Annotated in this window: 19 protein-coding genes; 10 read left to right on the top strand and 9 right to left on the bottom strand. The window is 72.0% G+C overall.

What is annotated here, in order from left to right:
- Together J7E94_RS30350 and J7E94_RS30355 are read right to left on the bottom strand one after the other, a co-directional pair.
- Positions 1 to 1,098 (bottom strand): serine hydrolase, encoded by a 1,098-nt coding sequence (locus J7E94_RS30350; protein WP_215020066.1) that lies wholly within the window; start codon positions 1,096 to 1,098, stop codon positions 1 to 3.
- Positions 1,099 to 1,317: 219 nt separating this feature from the next.
- The gene (locus J7E94_RS30355) at positions 1,318 to 2,214 is read right to left on the bottom strand and encodes an alpha/beta hydrolase (RefSeq protein ID WP_215020012.1); all 897 of its coding nucleotides are present in this window, start codon (positions 2,212 to 2,214) and stop codon (positions 1,318 to 1,320) included.
- A 107-nt stretch (positions 2,215 to 2,321) separates the two neighbouring features.
- On the opposite strand from J7E94_RS30355, the gene J7E94_RS30360 reads away from it, so the two are divergent.
- Positions 2,322 to 3,356, top strand: coding sequence for a helix-turn-helix domain-containing protein (locus J7E94_RS30360; RefSeq protein ID WP_215020013.1), 1,035 nt, complete (start codon positions 2,322 to 2,324; stop codon positions 3,354 to 3,356).
- Between the two features lie 17 nt (positions 3,357 to 3,373).
- Here the strand turns inward: J7E94_RS30360 and J7E94_RS35540 are convergent, their stop codons facing one another.
- Entirely contained in the window at positions 3,374 to 3,553 is a 180-nt protein-coding gene (locus tag J7E94_RS35540; protein WP_215020014.1) for a VOC family protein, read from the bottom strand.
- 45 nt (positions 3,554 to 3,598) lie between these two features.
- Complete coding sequence (locus tag J7E94_RS30370; protein ID WP_215020015.1) at positions 3,599 to 4,690, bottom strand: DUF5954 family protein; 1,092 nt, start codon at positions 4,688 to 4,690, stop codon at positions 3,599 to 3,601.
- Between the two features lie 187 nt (positions 4,691 to 4,877).
- On the opposite strand from J7E94_RS30370, the gene J7E94_RS30375 reads away from it, so the two are divergent.
- From J7E94_RS30375 to J7E94_RS30405, 7 genes are all read left to right on the top strand, one after another.
- Complete coding sequence (locus tag J7E94_RS30375; RefSeq protein ID WP_215020016.1) at positions 4,878 to 5,267, top strand: GntR family transcriptional regulator; 390 nt, start codon at positions 4,878 to 4,880, stop codon at positions 5,265 to 5,267.
- On the top strand, positions 5,264 to 6,151 hold the full coding sequence (locus J7E94_RS30380) for an ABC transporter ATP-binding protein (RefSeq protein WP_215020017.1): 888 nt from the start codon (positions 5,264 to 5,266) through the stop codon (positions 6,149 to 6,151). The genes J7E94_RS30375 and J7E94_RS30380 overlap by 4 nt, the downstream gene beginning before the upstream one ends.
- Positions 6,148 to 7,080: an ABC transporter permease subunit gene (locus tag J7E94_RS30385; protein WP_215020018.1), complete on the top strand. Its 933-nt coding sequence runs from the start codon at positions 6,148 to 6,150 to the stop codon at positions 7,078 to 7,080. The genes J7E94_RS30380 and J7E94_RS30385 overlap by 4 nt, the downstream gene beginning before the upstream one ends.
- 126 nt (positions 7,081 to 7,206) lie before the next feature.
- Complete coding sequence (gene arsM, locus J7E94_RS30390; protein ID WP_215020019.1) at positions 7,207 to 8,100, top strand: arsenite methyltransferase; 894 nt, start codon at positions 7,207 to 7,209, stop codon at positions 8,098 to 8,100.
- 364 nt (positions 8,101 to 8,464) lie between these two features.
- Positions 8,465 to 9,049 (top strand): RNA 2',3'-cyclic phosphodiesterase, encoded by a 585-nt coding sequence (gene thpR, locus J7E94_RS30395; RefSeq protein WP_215020020.1) that lies wholly within the window; start codon positions 8,465 to 8,467, stop codon positions 9,047 to 9,049.
- 191 nt (positions 9,050 to 9,240) lie between these two features.
- On the top strand, positions 9,241 to 10,491 hold the full coding sequence (locus tag J7E94_RS30400) for an MFS transporter (protein ID WP_215020021.1): 1,251 nt from the start codon (positions 9,241 to 9,243) through the stop codon (positions 10,489 to 10,491).
- 84 nt (positions 10,492 to 10,575) lie between these two features.
- Positions 10,576 to 10,755: a hypothetical protein gene (locus J7E94_RS30405; protein ID WP_215020022.1), complete on the top strand. Its 180-nt coding sequence runs from the start codon at positions 10,576 to 10,578 to the stop codon at positions 10,753 to 10,755.
- 22 nt (positions 10,756 to 10,777) lie between these two features.
- On the opposite strand, the gene J7E94_RS30410 is transcribed toward J7E94_RS30405, so the two are convergent.
- The 3 genes from J7E94_RS30410 to J7E94_RS30420 are packed head-to-tail and all read right to left on the bottom strand — an operon-like array spanning position 10,778 to position 13,398.
- Positions 10,778 to 12,385, bottom strand: coding sequence for a serine/threonine-protein kinase (locus tag J7E94_RS30410; RefSeq protein WP_215020023.1), 1,608 nt, complete (start codon positions 12,383 to 12,385; stop codon positions 10,778 to 10,780).
- A 42-nt stretch (positions 12,386 to 12,427) separates the two neighbouring features.
- The gene (locus J7E94_RS35825; RefSeq protein ID WP_215020024.1) at positions 12,428 to 12,718 is read right to left on the bottom strand and encodes a hypothetical protein; all 291 of its coding nucleotides are present in this window, start codon (positions 12,716 to 12,718) and stop codon (positions 12,428 to 12,430) included.
- A gap of 53 nt (positions 12,719 to 12,771) precedes the next feature.
- Complete coding sequence (locus tag J7E94_RS30420) at positions 12,772 to 13,398, bottom strand: TetR/AcrR family transcriptional regulator (RefSeq protein ID WP_215020025.1); 627 nt, start codon at positions 13,396 to 13,398, stop codon at positions 12,772 to 12,774.
- 122 nt (positions 13,399 to 13,520) lie between these two features.
- On the opposite strand from J7E94_RS30420, the gene J7E94_RS30425 reads away from it, so the two are divergent.
- Both J7E94_RS30425 and nadE read left to right on the top strand, forming a co-directional pair.
- The gene (locus J7E94_RS30425; RefSeq protein WP_215020026.1) at positions 13,521 to 14,477 is read left to right on the top strand and encodes an alpha/beta fold hydrolase; all 957 of its coding nucleotides are present in this window, start codon (positions 13,521 to 13,523) and stop codon (positions 14,475 to 14,477) included.
- A 495-nt stretch (positions 14,478 to 14,972) separates the two neighbouring features.
- Positions 14,973 to 15,803 (top strand): ammonia-dependent NAD(+) synthetase, encoded by an 831-nt coding sequence (nadE, locus tag J7E94_RS30430; RefSeq protein ID WP_215020027.1) that lies wholly within the window; start codon positions 14,973 to 14,975, stop codon positions 15,801 to 15,803.
- 82 nt (positions 15,804 to 15,885) lie between these two features.
- Here nadE and J7E94_RS30435 read toward each other — a convergent pair whose 3' ends face one another.
- Together J7E94_RS30435 and J7E94_RS30440 are read right to left on the bottom strand one after the other, a co-directional pair.
- A complete protein-coding gene (locus tag J7E94_RS30435) occupies positions 15,886 to 17,085 on the bottom strand; it encodes a DUF6545 domain-containing protein (RefSeq protein ID WP_215020028.1) in 1,200 nt (399 codons plus the stop codon).
- Positions 17,078 to 17,713, bottom strand: a complete 636-nt coding sequence (locus J7E94_RS30440) for an ImmA/IrrE family metallo-endopeptidase (RefSeq protein WP_215020029.1) — start codon at positions 17,711 to 17,713, stop codon at positions 17,078 to 17,080. Before J7E94_RS30440 ends, J7E94_RS30435 begins: the two co-directional genes overlap by 8 nt.
- Positions 17,714 to 17,770: the final 57 nt, after the last annotated feature.

Below are 17,770 nucleotides of genomic sequence, written 5' to 3' on the forward strand. Positions count from 1 at the left end.
TTACGGGTGAACCCCCGTCTCCCCGCCGCACATCGCCTGCCGGCGCAGCGTCGACAGCGCGTCGTCGATGGGGTGGGGCTGCGGCTTCCCCGAGGAGTCCAGCCTGTTCCACCTCATGAGGTTGACCGCGACGGACATCTGGCGCTTGCCGTCGGCCCGGGTCAGGGAGATCGTTCCGGCCCCCCAGACCGTGCCGTCGTGGCCCCAGAAGGTGCCGCACTCCGGTGTGGTGACCTTGTGCAGACCGAGGCCGTAGTCGACCGTCGATCCGTCCAGGGCGCGGACCGGGACCGTGCGCTGCATCTGCGCCAGCGACGACTGGTTGACGATCTTGCCGTCGAGCAGCTGGGCGTAGAAGCGGTTGAGGTCCTCCATGGTCGAGACCAGACCGGCGCCCATCGTCACCCAGGACATGGTGTAGACGCTGTAGTCGCGCGGCGGGTCGATCAAGCCGTAGAAGGCCTCGTACATCCGCGAGTGCGGTCCCTCGATGCGCGGCCCGTCCGGGAACTCGGTGTGCCGCAGGCCCGCACGCTCGATGACGTTCCGGGTGATGTACTGCTCGGCCGGGGTACCGGTCACCTGCTCCAGGAGTTGGCCGAGGAGCGCGTAGTTGGTGTTGGAGTACACCCCTGTCGGGCCTCCGGGCTCGCCGGTGGGAGGCGCCGCGAGTCCCATCTCGATGAGCTCGGCCGGGCGGAACTGCCTGAACCTGTTCTCGTCCAGGCTCTTCGAGATGTCCGGCGCGGAAGGGAAGTTTTGGAGGGACGGGAACGCGTAGGGGATGTAGTCGGGGATGCCGCTGGTGTGGTTGAGCAGCATCCGAACCGTGATCTTCCGGCCGCGCTCCCCCGGCACCAGCTGCGGCAGGTATCCGCCGATCGGCGCGTCGAGTCGGATCCGGCCCTGCTCGACCTGCTGCATGATGGCGGCGGCGACGAAGGTCTTGGTGATGCTGCCGACGCGCTGGCGCATGTCGGGCCTGACGGGACGGCCTGTCGTGACATCGGCGACCCCGGAAGCGCCGCGCCATGTCCGGTCACCGTCGCGCACCTCGGCGTAGACGCCCGGCATCCCCGCGCGGTGGACACCGTCCATGGCGGACTTCAGCTCCGCAGGGTCGAGGCCGGTGGGCGGGAGCGCGCTGACGGACGACACGGCCCCTGTCTCGTGGGGCGCGGGAACGGGCGCCACCGTGGCCGCACCCACACTCAGCGCGGCCACGCTTCCGCACCACACCAGTCGGATCTTCACGTCTTCCGTCCTCTCACGATCGTTGAGTACACCGGGGGGCTCGTGCTGCTCGACATCCACGGCTCACTCCGCCAGGGCGCGGCGCAGAGCGGCACCGAGTTCGGCGTTCTGCCGCTGTGAGATCTCGGCGGACAGGAGCGCCTGCGATCCGTGGAAGGTGCCGGGCCACTGGTGAAGCTCGACCGGCACGCCCGCCTGGAGCAGGCGCAGCGCGTACGCGATGCCCTCGTCGCGGTTCGGACAGAACTCCGCGGTGGCGATGTAGGCCGGTGGCAGGCCGGACAGATCGGCGGCCCGTGCGGGGGCGGCGTACGGCGTGGCGGGCCGGGAGCCCAGGTAGTGCCGCCACACTGCGGCGATCCGATCGCGGTTGAACCAGGGCGTGTCGGTGAAGTTCCGCGCCGACCACGTCTCCTGGCGGTCGTCCAGTCCCGGCTGGTTGAGCAGTTGGAAGCGGATCGCCGGCCCCCGCTCGTCCCGCGCCCGCAAGGCCACCGCGGCCGTGAGGTTCGCGCCGGCACTGTGACCGCCGACGGCGATGCGCGCCGGGTCGATGCCGAGTTCGTCCGTGTGCTCGGCCGCCCAGGTCAGTACGGCGTAGGCGTCGTCCAGGGCGGCCGGGAACGGGTTCTCGGGCGCGAGGCGGTAGCCCACCGAGATCAGCACCGCCCCGGACAGGGCCGCGATCCGGGCGGCCCATGGGTGTTCGGTGTCCAGGTCACCGAAGACTCCGCCGCCGCCGTGCAGCCAGACGACGGCGCCCTGTGCGCGGTGCGGGCGGTAGATGCGCACCGCCACGTCCGGATCGGCGGGCACCGTGCGGTCCGTGACTTCCATGTTCGAGGTGTCCGGTGCCGGTGCAGCGGCGGCACGCTCGGCGAATTCCTTGCGCGCCGCGACCGGGTCGTTCAGGTCGAGTTGTGGGAGAAACGGGAGGAACGCTTCGAGTTCGGGATCCATGACGACCATCCTCACCGTCGTCACCCGCGGGGTCATCCGCCGTCCGTCGCGCATACCGCCCCGATCACGCACCGCTCGGCGCACCCCTGCCCTTCTATCCTTCTGCCATGGAGGCACTGGCCGTACGGCTGTCGGGACTGGATCCGTACGTCGAGGGCGCGATCCGCGTCGTCGCGTTCTACGACACGCTGATGCGCCGGCGGGTGGACCTCCCCGCGCTCGCCCGGGCGTCGGCGGGCCTGGCCGAGTGCGTGGCCGGGATCCGGCTCCACGGCACGGGGCGGGTGATCCGCGTCTCCCCCGACGGCAGGCAGGCGTCCGCCGCGCCGGCACCCGCGTCCACCGCGGCGCCGGTCACGCTCGACGAGGAGGAGATCGGCACGGTGTGGCTGGAACGCCCCGGATCGCCGAATCCGCTCGACGAAGTGCTCCTCGACCGGCTCGCCATCGCCGCCGCGTCGGTCGTCGAGCGGTACGGCCCGGCCCGCACCACCATGGCCGACCCCGCACTCGTGGAACTGGTGATCAGCTCCGACAGCGACGAGGCGGCCAGGGCCCGGGCGCTACGGCTGCTCGGTTTCGCCGTCGGCCTGCCGGTCCGTGTCGTCGCCGTACGGTCCGAGCTGCCGCTCGACCGGATCGGCGGCCTGGTCTGCCCCGCCGGCCAGGTGAAGGCGGCACCTCTCGGGGACGTGGGCGTCATCCTGAGCACCGCCATCGACCCGGCCCGGTTTCCGGCGGGCGTACGCGCGGGCATCGGCGCCGCGGCCGGCCCTGACCGCTCCTGGCGGCAGGCCCGCACCGCCCTCCGCTTCACCGGTCCGCGCGAACCGGTCGTCCGCTACGCCGACTTGGGCGCGCTGGCACTCCTGGCCGAGGTACCCAAGGACACCTCAAGGGACAATGCCGACGTGGCCGCCATCGCCCGCATCGCCGGCAGCCCGGAAGACATGGAGACCCTGGACACCTACTGCGCCACCGGCTCCCTGCGCCGCGCGGCCGACGTCCTCCACCTGCACCACAGCAGCGTCGCCCGCCGGCTCGAACAGATCGCGAAGACCCTGGACATCGAACTCACCGATCCCACCGGACTGACACGGGCCAGGCTCGCCCTCACCGCATGGCGGCTACTCGACGACTGACGTGAAAGGTCCGGCGGTCACTCGGGCAGGTTCAGCTGCCAGGAGACCCCGAAGCGGTCGTTCACCCAACCGAACCTGGCGCTGAAGCCGTACGACCCCCGTGGCATCAGCTCCGCGCCCTGTTCGGCGAGGGCCCCGTGGAACCTGCCCTTCTGAGTGTGGTGTGAACCCTTCGTGATCGAGGCTGGGACACACATCCGACACAGGCCCTCGGGACGGGCTCGCTGGGGCCGGTGCGCGGCTCAGTCTTCGGGGAGGACGCGGCCGTCCTCGTCGAGCGCAGGGTGGATTCGTGTGGGGTCCTGGCTGTTGGTGTCGGACGGGCGCGGGCCCTCCGGCCCGTCGGGGCCCCAGCGCAGCAGGCGGCGGGTGCGGGCGATCTGGTACACGGTCCCTTGGAATTCGAGGCGGTTGACGCGCCGGGCCCGGAGCGTGTCGGCCGCCTGGGCGTACTCGGCCAGCTCCGTGGTCCGCCGGCCGGCCGAGGGTTCTCCGCCCGGAATCCCGGTACGGGCGTCGGTGTGCGGGTGGGCGCCTTGGGGGATGTGGCCGTGCATGCGCGGCCACATCCACGTCAGGGCGAAGTCCAGCGACCTGCGGGCGGCGTGCGCGGTCGCGTGCGGGCCGGTGACCGGCCTCCAGCCGCTCGCGCCCCGCTCCACGACCGTGAACGTCGGGGGCAGCAGCAGGACGTCCGGGTGGGTGTCCAACGCGCGCAGGGCGTCTTCGCGCACGTCTCGGGGGAAGCGTTCACCGGTGTAACACAGGCCGCGCAGCGCCAGCTGCTCGAGGGCCTGGCTCGGGGTGAGGGGCGCGTCCGGGTCCAGGACCAGGCCGTCGTCGACCGCCGCGTCCTTGGCCGCGCGGTCCCAGTCGGGGACCAGGGGCTCCGGGTCGGTCGGGCGCGGCTGCTCGATGCCGGCCGGGCCCGTGCCGGCGTACTCCTCGGCGCGCACGACCCGGTACCGGGTTCCGGCCACGGCGAGTTCATCGACCCGCTCTTCTTCCAGCCGGGCGACCGCCGCCAGCAGCGCCCGCCGCTCCGCCTTGTCGTCCGCTTCGTCCTTCGCCCTGAACCACAACAGTGAGTTCAGCCCGTCGCGCGCCTGCTGCGGGCAGCCGGCCGTCATCTCGATCACCACCCGCCACCGCGGTCCGTCGCCGGCACCCTGCGCCGCCACCCCGAACAGCGGGCCGCGGACCACCACATCGCCCGCCCGCGTCACGGCGTCGACGGCGTCGGCTTCGACTGCGGCTTCCACCGGCTCCACCGGGACCCGCACCCGCACCACCACCGGTCGCGATCCGTCCGGTCCCACATCCCCACGGTTCATGCCCTCATCCTGCCGACTGCGCTATGACAGCGCCCCTGGATCGCCGAATCCGCAGCCCTTCGGAGCTCCGCAGACAGCACACTTCGCACAACTGGGCCAAACCCGAACACAACACCGAGACGGTTGACAGGAACCCCGCCCCTGCACCACTCTTTCACTACTTACCTAGTGAAAGGGTGGTGTTGGCGTGCTGGAATACCGCATCGACCGGCGCAGCGGCATCGCCACATACCTGCAGATCGTCCTGCAGACCAAACAGGCCCTGCGCCTGGGTCTGTTGGAACCAGGCGACAAATTGCCGACCGCGCGCGAGGTCGTGGAGGCCACCGCCATCAACCCGAACACCGTTCTCAAGGCCTACCGCGAACTGGAACGCGAAGGGCTCGTCGAGGCGAAGCGGGGCCTGGGCACCTTCATCCGGAAGTCCCTGGGCAGCGCCCCGGCCGACTCTCCACTGCGCGACGAACTCGCGGACTGGGCAGGGCGCGCCCGGGACGCCGGGATGGAGCGGGACGACGTGGCCGCGCTCTTCACATCCGTACTGGAACAACACTTCAAGGGGGACGGCGACGCATGACGGACACCGTGATCGAGGCGGAAGGCCTCGGACTGCGCTACGGACGCCGGGGAGCCTGGGCGCTGCGCGACTGCTCCTTCCGGCTGCCGGAGGGCCGGGTGTGTGCACTCGTCGGCCCCAACGGGGCCGGCAAATCCTCCCTCTTGAGCCTTGCGGCCGGGCTCGCTCTCCCCACGGAGGGCACCCTTCGCACGGCACCGCGCGAGACACTGGCCTACGTGGGCCAGGACAAGCCGCTCTACCCGCAGCTCACCATCGGCGAGACCCTGCGCATGGGCCGCGAGCTCAACCCGGCCCGCTGGGACGCACAGAGGGCGGAGCGGATCGTCGAGGCCGGGGGGCTCGACCCGCACGCCAAGGTCCGTACCCTCTCAGGCGGCCAGCGCACCCGCATCGCTCTGGCACTGGCCCTCGGCAAGCGCCCCGGCCTGCTCCTCCTGGACGAGCCGATGGCCGACCTCGACCCGCTCGCCCGACACCAGCTCATGGGCACGCTGATGGCCGACGCCGCCGAGAACGGCACCTCCGTGGTGATGTCCTCGCACATCCTCACGGAGCTGGAGGGCGCCTGCGACCACCTCCTCCTCGTCGACGGCGGCCGGATCCGCCTCTCCGGCCCCCTCGACGAAATCCATGCGGCCCACCGGCTGCTCACCGGTCCCCTCGCCGCCTCCGCCGAACTCGCCCCGCACACCGTCGTCGAGACCCGTACCGCGGGCCGCCAGCTCACCGCACTCGTGCGGCTGCGGGGCCCCGTCGACAGCCGGGTCTGGCAGACGACGCACCCGTCCCTGGAGGAACTCTTGCTCGCCCATCTGCGTTCGCCCGATGCTCCGTCGTTCGCCGTCGACGACTCCCCCGCCTGCGTGGGGGTGACGGCATGAGCGCGCTGACACTGAAGGGCCCGTACTGGGCCACCGTCCGCCAGCACCGGCGCACTTTGTGGGCGGTGCCCGCCCTCGTGGCCGCCGGCCTCGCCGCGGTCGTCGCCCTGCGCGCGTGGGCCGGCGACCCGGACTCCGACCGGATGACCGTCCCGTCCTCGAACCACGGGGCCACCCTGCTGCGGCTCTTCATGGAGGCGGCGAACACGGGCCTGCTGTTCCTGCCGTTGCTGGTGGGGGCCTTCGTGGCCGGCCCGATGACCGCCCGCGAGCTGGAGAGCGGCACCTGGCGGCTCGCCCTCACCCAGTCGGCCACGGCCAAGGCCTGGCTCGGCGCGAAGGTGCTGGTGGCAGCGGCGGTGGCCGTGCTCGGTTCGGCCGCGCTGGCCGGGGTCTACCGCCTGGGCTGGGTCCGGATATCCGGCACCTACCAGTTCCACTGGGCCGACCGCGGAACGTACGAGGCCACGGGCCCGGTGCTCGTCGGCTACTGCCTGCTCGGCGTGGCCATCGGAGCCCTCGTCGGCCAGCTGGTCCGGCGCACCCTCGCCGCCATGGCGGTCACGGGGCTCCTCACCGGCCTGGTGCTGCTGGGCCTCGGCGCCCTGCGGTGGTCGTTCCTTTCCGTGGAGACCAACACCGTGCCCTTTCCCGGGAGCCCGGCCAAACTGATTCCCCACTCCGCCTTGCTGATGGACTCGGGACTCCTCACCGCCACGGGTGAGCGCCTCCCCGAGTACGCCTGCTTCGCGCGGACCCATAACCTGCGTGTCTGCCCCGCCGACATGCACATCACCGCCCGGTACGCGGAGTTCCACCCGGCCTCGCACTACTGGCCGACGCAGCTCATCGAAACCTCCCTCCTCCTGGCCCTGACCGCCGCCCTCCTCTACGCCGCCTTCCGGCTCGTGCGCGCCCGGCACGGCTGAGCACTGCCTCCTGCCGCTCGGGCACGGCTTCGACATTCCTCTATGTTGACGTTCTTCGATTCAGCGCGCAAGCTTGTATCGAGAATCTTCGATACAACGCGATCGGCTTCCCGCGAGGAGCGCGCCATGAGCGAGTCCACAGATCTGCGCGAGACCGTCCGCCGGCGGTACGCAGCCGCTGCGCTGAAGGTCACCGAAGGCGGCACCACCGCCTGCTGCGGGCCCGAGCCTGTCGGTCTCGACGAGAACTTCGGTTCCGCCCTCTACACGCCGGGCGACCTCGATCAGCTGCCGGACGGGGCCGTCGCCGCCTCCCTCGGGTGCGGCAATCCCACCGCCGTCGCCGACCTCCGCGAGGGCGAGCGAGTCCTCGACCTCGGCTCCGGCGGCGGTGTCGACGTCCTGCTCTCCGCACGTCGCGTCGGCCCCACCGGCAGGGCGTACGGGCTGGACATGACGGAGGAGATGCTGGCCCTGGCCGTGGCCAACGCCAGGAAGGCCGGCGCCGCGAACGTCGAGTTCCTCAAGGGCGAGATCGAGGCCGTCCCGCTGCCCGCGAACACCGTCGACGTCGTCATCTCCAACTGCGTGATCAACCTGTCCACCGACAAGCACGCCGTCTTCGCCGAGACCTACCGTGTCCTGGTCCCCGGCGGCCGGATCGGCATCTCCGACGTCCTCGCGGACGACACCCTCACCCCCGCGCAGCGCGCCGAGCGCGGGGACCACGTCGGCTGCATCGCCGGCGCGCTCTCCTTCACCGAATACCGTCACGGGCTGGAGAGGGCAGGCTTCACCGGCATCGAGATCACCCCGACTCACCGGGTCGCCGACGGAATGCACTCCGCCATCGTCCGCGCGGTCAAGCCGGCCGCACAGCCCGCCTCTTCCGCCGGCACCGAAGCGGCCACCGACTGCTGCGGCGCCACCGCCTGTTGCACGGCCTACGAGCGGTCCGCCGACCCCGCCACCACGGCCTACGAGGCCGAGGCCGCCTCGGGATGCGGCTGCCAGGACTGACCCCGGGCCCCGCTCAGAGGCTCGTGCCCAGCTTCCAGAACAGTCGGTTGCCCAGGCATTCCGTCAGGTAGGGAACGCCATGCGTCCTTTCCAGCCGGCTGAACGCCGCGTCGAGACGGTTCCATAACGATGGCGTGACGGGCCGGGGAATTCGTGTCTGGACAGGAGCGAGGGCACTGGGGTGCACAGTGGCCCTGCCCATCGCCGATGGGTGCGTCGATGACGGGTTCGACGGTGCCCTCCGCTGGGACGCAGACGCACACCACATCCCGCCGGCGACGGGCGCGGGCGGTACCGGCTCACCTGCGCTGCGGTGTACGTAAGAGAAGATGACTGAGTCGGCCGAGCACGGTAGGAAGTCTTTGTGAACGAAGAGATACAGCCCGCGACCGTTCGGGTGTTCATCGCCCTCGCCCCGCCCGACGAGGCCAAGGAAGAGCTGGCGCGCGAGCTGCGCCCCGCCTACGACGCGTACCCGCGCATGCGGTGGAACCGCATCCAGGACTGGCACATCACCCTGGCGTTCCTCGGAGAGCTCCCGGCGACCACGGTTCCGCTGCTGCGGCCGCCGCTCGCAGAGCTCGCGGCGGCACGCCGGCCCGTAGAACTGGCACTGCGCGGCGGCGGGCACTTCGACGAGCGCGTGCTGTGGAGCGGGATCGACGGGGACCTCGCAGGGCTGCACCTGCTCGCCACCGACGTGCGCGCCGTGGTCAAGGAGTGCGGGATCGCTTTCGAGGACCGTCCGCTGCGTCCCCATCTGACGCTGGCCCGATCCGGACGCAACGATCCGTCCTGCGTGGTGACGGCCGCCACCGGGCTCACCGCATTCACCGGGCGCCGCTGGCATTCCGAACGCCTGCACCTGGTCGGCAGCAACGTCGGCCGCGGCCCGGGCCCGATCCGCTACCGCGACATCGAAGCGTGGAACTTCGGCGGCGGAAGCTGACCCGGCCGATCTCACGCCGGAGCCGAACGGTCGGCCCGAGCGGGCCATGGCTCTCCCGGGCGGCGAGCCACGATGGGCTTCCCAAGCGCCGGCCGAAGGTCCGCTGACCGCCACCACCGCGTCATCGAGCCTGCTAGAATGACCTTGTTGGCCTTCGACGCGTACAACTCACGCGTCCGGAGGCTTTTTTTATGCCTTCTGACACTTCAGCACCCACCGCCGCCCCCGGCTATCGCGCCCTGCTCCGCGACAGAGAGTTCGCCGGTCTCTATGCCGGCTTCACCCTGACGGCCGCCGCGACGACCCTTTCGGGCTTCGCGCTCGGCACCCTGGTCAACGACCAGACCCACTCCCCGTTCCTGACGGCCGTGAGCATGTACGGCGCCACGTTCGCGACCGTGCTCGGCGCCCTGACCCTGATGTCGGTCGCGGACGGGAAGCGTCCGCGCCGTACCCTCGTCGCGCTCCAGTGCGTCTCGCTGGCGGGTGTCGCCGCGCAGGCGATCCCCGGGCTGCCGTTGGCTGCGCGGTTCGGGCTGCTGCTGGTGCTGGGGTTCTTCCAGTCGCTGGGGACAGGCACCCGCATGGGGCTGCTCGCCGAGGTCGTCCCGACTTCCACCTACGCCCTGGCACGCTCGCTGATGAACATCACCTCGGGCGGAATGGCGGTCCTCGGTTACGCCACCGGTGCCGTCTTGCAGCGCTACCTCAGCCCGCAGGGGGTCTTCGTCGTCGCGGCGGTCCTCACCGGACTCGGGCTGGCCGCCGTGGCGACCACCGTCCGCGAACACTCGATCCGTCTCACCCGCCGCCCCGGACTGCGCCAGACCTGGACGACGAACGCCGCGCTCTTCTCCCACCCCGGCCGGCGGGCGCTGCTGCTGAACCTGTGGGTCCCCAACGGTCTGATCGTCGGCTGTGAGGCCCTGTTCATCTCCTATGACCCGGGCCACGCAGGCACTCTCCTGGCCGCCGGATCGGCCGGCATGCTCCTCGGGGACCTGACCGTCGGCCGACTGCTGACCGCCGACGGGCGCCGACGCGGTGCCTTCGCCCTGCGGCTGCTGCTCGCCGCCCCCTACCTGCTGTTCGCGGTCCACCCGCCCGTCCTGGTCTCGGCCGCCGCGGTGTTCGTCGCCAGTGCGGGGTTCGCGGCCACCCTCCCCTTGCAGGAGCAGCTTCTCGAGCTGACACCCGACCCGGTGCGGGGTCAGGTCCAGGGCGTTGAGTCCGCCGGCCGGATGACCTGGCAGGGGCTCGGCGCCGCGCTCGCCGGCGCCGCCGCCCAGCACCTCTCCCCCGGCACGGCGATCACCGCCGCCGCCGTGGTCTCCCTCCTGGTCACCGTCGTCTCACGGCCCTCAGTGGTCCGCGCCGGCGCGATCGCCGGCGGTGCCGACCGGCCCGGGGCCGCCCTGCGGCGCCGGGGGCGCGCGGGGTGACGTGCGCGCCGTAGCGTGCCGTGCCACCCTGATCAGAGGCATCGGGGACCCGTGAGATGACAGCCGCGACGAACGGAGCGCGCTGTGGACCATCCGATCCGCTTCGCGGCGCTGCGGCGCCGAGTGTCCGCCGGCTGCGCCGCCCTGCTGTTGCCGGCGCTCGCCTCGGGTACGGGCGCCCGAGCCGCCCCGTCGCCCTCGCCCTCCCCGTCGCCGTCCGGCGTGGGAGATCCGGGCCGGCTCGACCCGCGCATCACGGGGTGACTCGGAGACGTCGATCGCGCCGTCAGGCCGCGCGCGCGACCGTCATGTCCGCGACGACGAAGCCCGCGGGGCCCACAGTCGACTTGATCTGGAGCACGAGCAACGCAATGTCTCCCGACGGGTGCTTGACGCAGAACTCGCTGCCGGCCGCCGCCGGGGCCAGCGAGAAGCTTCGCGCTGTGGCGCCCTTGAGGAGGATCCAGCACTCGTCGAGCGAGCCGTGCGGCTCGCCGAACAGCATCGTGATCACGCTTGAGTCGCTCTCCAGCGCGCAGCCGGCGTTCTCGCAGTTCAGGCGGATGTCGCCGGTGCGGTCCTCGCGCTGGACCGGTTCCTTGATGCCGATCGAACTCTTCTCGTCCAGGCGCACCATGGGATAGGGGAGGAGGACGGGCTTCGGCGGTGGGGACGAGCTCGGTATCGATCCGGAGGTCCCCGGTGTCCGGCCGCCGGGAGACGAGCCGGCCGACGCCGACGGTGTCTTCTGTGCCCCCGCGGCCGAGCCGGACGGCTTCGCCCCGGACGCCTCCCGGTCGCGCAGTCTGCCCGCCACGTCCCCGAGCGTCCAGACGAGGGCGGTCAGCAGCAGTGTCCCCGTCGTCACCGCCACGGTGGCGATCAGCGCGGTACGCCGCCTGCGCGCCCGCCGCTCCTGCGGCCCGTCCGGCGCCGGCGGCTGCGGCTGCTGACGCACCAGCGGCAGCGTATGCACCGGGGTGGGATGCGGGAGCGGCGCCGGGATCGCCACCTCGGGCCCCGCCACCTCCCGCCAGACGGCCGGGCCGCCGCCCCCGTCGGCGGCCGCGCCCAGCCGCTGCCGGCACCACGCCACGATCTCCGCCGGGGTGGCACGCTCCTGCGGATCGGCAGCCAGGCACCGGGCGATCAGCGGACGCAGCTGCTCCGGCAGCCGGGACAGGTCGGGTTCGGAGTGCACGATCCGGTATAGCACGGTCATGGCGGGGCCGTCTCCGTACAGCGGCTCGCCCAGCGCCGCGAACCCGGCGGTCTGGCCCAGTGCGAAGACGTCGGTGGCTGCCGTGCTCTCGCCCGCCAACGCCTGCTCGGGGGCCATGAACTGAGGCGTGCCGATCGCACTGCCCGTGGCGGTGGGCGCGGTGGTGCCGGACGCGAGCGAGATGCCGAAGTCGATGACACGGGGCCCGTCGGCGGCCAGGAGGACGTTCGACGGCTTCAGGTCCCGGTGCACGATGCCCGCGCCGTGGATGGCCTGCAGGGCCTCGGCCACCCCCGCCATCAGCCACAGCACCGCGGGCACCGGCAGCGGTCCGCGCCGGGCGACGGCCTCCGCCAGCGAGGGCCCGGGCACGTAGAGGGTGGCCAGCCAGGGCGGCACTCCGTCCGCCTCGGCGTCGATCAGCTCGGCCGTGTACGCGCCCCGGACCCGCCTGGCGGCCTCCACCTCACGGCGGAAGCGCCGGCGGAACGCCGGGTCCTCGGACAGCTCGGGCCGTACCACCTTGATCGCCACCGGACGGCCGCCCTGGGTGTGCGACAGGTAGACCCGGCCCATGCCACCCGCGCCGAGCCGGGCCACGAGGCGATAGCCGGCCATGGAAGTCGGATCGTCCGCCTGCAAGGGCTGGAACACCTCGGTCGCGCTGTTCATCGGCCTCCCCCGATCCCCCGATCAACGATGAGTTGATCGACATCACCCTAAGCGCGGGGACTGGGCGAGGAGTTGCCGGGAGGGGATGATGACCGCCGCCGCGTCCGTGGCTTGGAGGTCTTCGGCGCAGTCCGGGACGGCGTACGCCGTTACCTCGACGGTTTTCCGGCCGCGGGCCCGGACGAGCTGTACGGACTGGTCCTCTCCGACTGGCTGTTCCACATGCCGAGCCTCCATCCCGCCCAGGCCGCAGACCGCGCCGGCGGCCGTGCCCACGTCTGTGAACTGACATGGCCCGCCCCCGGCATGGGCGGCGTCCTCGGCGCCTGCCACGGCCTCGGCGTGCCGCTCGTCCTCGGCAACCGGCCGGGCAGGACAGCCGCTGATCAGGCCGGCGGCGCGGGACGGTCGGCGGCGGTGAAGATCCGGTCCAGGTGGTGGCGCAGGACCGCGACGGCCGACTCCGGCTCCCGTTGCCCCACGAGGATGCTCGTGCCCATGGTCGCGGTCATGGCGAGCAGGCTGACGGCCTCCGTCCGCGCGTCGGCGTCCGGGTCGGCGAGGCCGGTTTCCTGGGCCTGCCGGAGCAGGCCGGTGAGGGCGTTCTCGGCTGCGTCGGGGTTGTCGATGAAGGGTTGGGCGGCGAGCGCCTCGTCGGTCACGGACAGGATCGCGTAGGAGCTGTAGAGGAGGTGGAAGGTGCGGCTCTCCTCGTCGGTGGGGAGGGAGGCCAGGAGGAGTGCCTCAACGGCCGCGCGCGGGCCCGGGTTCGGGCCGGCGGCCTGGAGGCGGGCGCCGACGCGCGCGGTGAAGCGGTCGGTGAGGTGCTGGAGCCCGTAGAAGAGCAGTTTCTCCTTGGTCTGGAAGTAGTACTGCACGAGCCGGAGTGAGACGCCGGCCTCGGCTGCCACGTCACGCATGCCGACGGCGTGCAGTCCGCGTCGCCCGGCGACCCGGATGAGCGCCTCGGCGATCTGGGTGCGGCGTTCCTCGTGGTCCACGCGCTTCGGCATCTGTGGTGTCCCCGCCTTCGTGTGGGTTCGCAGCCCGGCTCCTCGGGCCCTTCATGGTACCCACGTATCACCAACATGGTACGGTCGTATCACGAAGAACGGACCTTAACCGGAGGTGCCCCGTGCCTGAGAAGACGACCCGAACCCGCGCACGCCGCGACATCGGCCGCTACGTGAACGACACTTTGCGCGACCGCTATTTCGCCGCCTGCGACGCGCTCTACGCGATGGGTGCGCCCATCCGCTCCGAGACGGACGTCGAAACCGGCTTCGGCACCACGCACGTCTACCGTTATGGCCCCGACGACCCGGCCGCCGAGTCCCGCACGCCGATCGTGCTGATCCACGGCGCGGGCTACTGCTCGGCCATGTGGTACCCCAACACCCCCGCGCTCGGCGCGGAACGCCCCGTGTACGCGCTCGACACCCCCGGCGACGCCGGCCGCAGCGTCCACCGCGAGCCGATGTGGCAGCCCGAGCGGGCCGCCCAGTGGCTCGACGAGGCCCTGGACGCCCTCGGCCTCGACCGGGTCCACCTCGTCGGCTCCTCCTACGGCGGCTGGCTGGCGCTCAACCAGGCCCACCGCCGCCCCGAACGGCTCGCCTCGGTCACCCTGCTCGACCCGGGCGGCCTGGAGAAGGTGGGGCTGCGCTTCTTCGCCTGGGTCTTCGTCAGCCTCTTCGCCAGCTTCGCCCCCAAGGCGCTGCGCCCGCGCCTCGCCTCCTGGCTGGAGCAGCCGGTGATCGTCGTCCCCGAGCTGCGGAAGTTCGTCCAGACGGGCGCCCGCGCCTTCCGGGTCCGCCGCCCCGCGCCGCTGCCGCTGGCCGAGGACGCGCTGCGCTCCATCCGCACCCCGCTCTACCTCGTCCTCGGCAAGCGCAGCCTGCTCGTCCACCCGCAGCGGCAGCTGGAGCGTGTGCCGCGCCTGATTCCGGGTGCCCGCGCCGAGATCATCGCCGCGACCGGCCACGGACCGCAGATCGACCACCCCGACCTGGTGAACGCCCGGATGTTGAGTTTCATGGAGGACGTCGACTCCCTCGCCCCGGCTCCCGCCCATGGCGTTGGCGGCTCGTGACGGTCGTACCGCCCACAGCCTGACCGCCTGAGCTCCTCGGATGCCGTCCCGGTCTGCGCCTCCCCACCGGCCGGTCAGCCGAGGACGAGCGGGAGCTTCGCGGCCAGCCCACCCAGGTGGGCCGCTCCCATCGAGTCCGACGAGGTCCCGGCGGTCTCCCGGCTCTGGCGGGACTGGAGGTCCGTCGGTACCTCGGTGGCCCCGTATCCGAGGAGGAGATCGCGGCACGCGAGCGGAGGTGTGTGGCCTCCCCCGGGGTGTTCGCCGTGCTGAGCCGCTCGGACGGGGCGGTGCTGGGCACCGTGAACGTGGAGCCGGATTCCCGTGGGGAGTGACTCGACACGGGAGCGCCGGTCTCACCGACCGCTCCGTGCGGGGTGTTCGGTCGCCGGCCACCGGAGGGTCACGGCCCCGGGCTGTCCTCCCGGAATCCGCCGGGCGCGCTCTGGGTAGGGTGGGCGCGACAATATCGGGAAGCGGGAACAAGGAGCACACGTGAGCGAGCCGGCGTCCGTCGCCCTCCATCAGGAGATCGCGCGGGAACTTGAGGTCGCCGAGGCCTTCGCGGCCGAGCTGGAGATCGAACGCCGGGTGGCCTTCCTCGCCGAGCGGCTGACCTCCACCGGTCTGCGCTCCCTCGTGCTCGGCATCAGCGGCGGCGTCGACTCCACCACCGCCGGCCGGCTGTGCCAGCTCGCCGTCGAGCGGGCCCGGGCCGCCGGGCACGAGGCGCGGTTCTACGCGATGCGGCTGCCCTACGGAGTCCAGGCAGACGAGCACGACGCCCAGCTCGCCCTCGCCTTCATCCGGGCCGACCACGTGCTGACCGTGGACATCAAGCCCGCGAGCGACGCCGCGCTCGAGGCCGCGCGGACCGCCGGCGTGAGCTTCCGCGACGCCCACCACGAGGACTTCGTACACGGCAACATCAAGGCCCGGCAGCGCATGATCGCCCAGTACGCGGTGGCCGGCGCGCACGACGGCCTGGTCGTCGGCACCGACCACGCCGCCGAGGCGGTCTCCGGCTTCTTCACCAAGTTCGGTGACGGCGCCGCCGACCTGGTCCCGCTGACCGGCCTGACCAAGCGCCGGGTGCGCGCCGTCGCAGACGCCCTGGGCGCGCCCGCCGAGCTGGTCTGGAAGACCCCGACGGCCGACCTGGAGACCCTCGACCCGGGCAAGGCCGACGAAGACGCGCTCGGGGTCACGTACGACGACATCGACGACTTCCTGGAGGGCAAGCCGGTGGACGGGCGGGCCTTCGAAACGATCGTCCGCCGCTACCGCCTCACCGAGCACAAGCGCCGGCTGCCCGTCGCCCCTTAGGGCGAGAGGTGAGGCGGAGAAGAGCGCTGGTCATCCGGGGAGCCTGGAACGCTTGCCGCACGGTCGTTGACGATTTCAGCCTTCAGGCTCGTACGGGCACACCCGCGGCGGCCCGTACGGCCGGGTGCCGGAGCCGGCCGGCGACCTTGACCAGGTGGGCGCGTTCCTCGGCGGGGCTCAGCCCGCGGCCGGGCAGCGGTGCGGGCGCGGCGGGCGGATCGGCGCCGTCGTTCTTGCGGGCGATGGCGTCGAGGAGGGTCGCCGCCGCGGCCGCGGCCCGCTCCTCCGCCTCCGTCCAGCGCTCGGCGCCCGCCACCCGCCGGATCCGGTCGGCCGGCGCCGCGTCGAAGTAGGGGCCCAGGCTCTGGACCACGGTGAGGATGTCGGCGATCCGGGTCAGCAGGTGCCAGTCCCGTACGTCGAAGAAGCCCAGGGCGGTGAGCCGGTTGGGCTCGGTGAGCGCCATGCGCGGATCGGCCTGGCGCGTCAGCTCCCACAGCGGTGCGAGGGCGATGTAGTCGCGCCGGTCCGCCCGCCAGGCGGCGACGGCGGCGCCGGAGAATCCGTAGTTGATGACGAACGCACCGATGGTGCCCGAGACCGGGCCGAGGCTGTGCAGGGGGTCGAGGGCGTGCGAGCCGAGGGCGCCGGCGAGCGTGGCCGGTCCGACGCAGACGACGTACCCGGCGATGAACCAGGTGGCGATGCTGATGTGGTGCAGGGCGCGGCTCAGGCGCGGGTCCCGCTGCGCGGAGAGCAGGGCGGTGCGGCGGAAGCGGATCGCGGTGGCGAGCGAGGCGTACGCGAGGCCGGACTGGAAGGCGGCGAGCATGAGGAGCGCGCCGGGGTCCTGGCCGTAGGCGATGTTGAAGTCCATGGGGTGGGGGGTGTCCCCGGTGGCGGACAGCAGGAAGCCGGCCAGCATCAGGAGGCCCAGCAGGCCGTAGGCCGACAGGCGCACGGCGAGCGCGCTGACCGCGAACGGGGGCATCCGCTCCGGCTGCCACAGCATCGCCATGACGTGCGTGTGGGCGAAGAAGCCCAGGATGCAGAAGAAGACGAGCAGTTCGGCGAGGTTCGGGGAACCCGTGGTGACGGCCACGGCCCGGTACACGACGGGTGTGGCGAAGAGGAAGGCGCCCACGCCCACCGCCGAGCAGGTGGCGATCAGCCGCAGGGCACCGGAGCGTTCCCGGCGCCAGGCGATGACCTTGGCCGTCGTAGTGGATATACCGATGGCGACGACGATGAGGTAGACGATGTCGGCTGCGTCCTCAGACACCGGTCCCCCTGTGGCGGAGCGCGGAGTTGGCCTCGGGGCAGTGGGCGGGCTCGTCGGCGTTGACGATCATGGATACCATCAGCCGCCCCAGGATCTCGGCCTGGCGCTCCGCGGACGGGCCGCCGTGGGCGTGCGTACCGGTGGCGGAGTCGGAGGCGCCGGCATGGGGGTGCGCGTGGGTGGGGCCGGGACCGGCGACGTCGAAGTAGGTCCGGCCCAGCATCATCCGGCTCACGGCCGGGTTCAGCGCGGGCGCCAGGAGCGCGAGGATCTCGTCGTTCATGAGGTCGTGCCCGTGTTCCTCCGGGTCGTGGCCGAGGTAGATGTGCGCGAGTTCGTGGCCGATGACGATGGCCTGAAGCGTCTTGGGCGAGTCCCTGTCGACGAGGAGGATCAACTCGTCGGGCGTGTGCAGGAGTCCGCCGGTCAGGGGCCGGCGCAGCGGCAGGTGCAGGATGCGGATCGGCAAACCCCGGCTGCGGCCGACCGCTTCGACCACCTCGTGCTGGGTCGGGTGGGCCGGGAGGCCGAGCCGGATGCGGAATTCCCTGCGCTCTTTGCGCAGCGTCCGCTGTTCACGAAGCGTCTGTGCTGCGAGGCCGAGCGACGCCCGGATGCTGCCCCCCACGACTCGTCCCTCCGACATCCCGCGTACGTACTCTGCGCTGCTGTTGGTACTTGTGGT

This window comes from Streptomyces sp. ISL-94 (assembly GCF_018614075.1).
Taxonomy (GTDB): Bacteria; Actinomycetota; Actinomycetes; order Streptomycetales; family Streptomycetaceae; genus Streptomyces.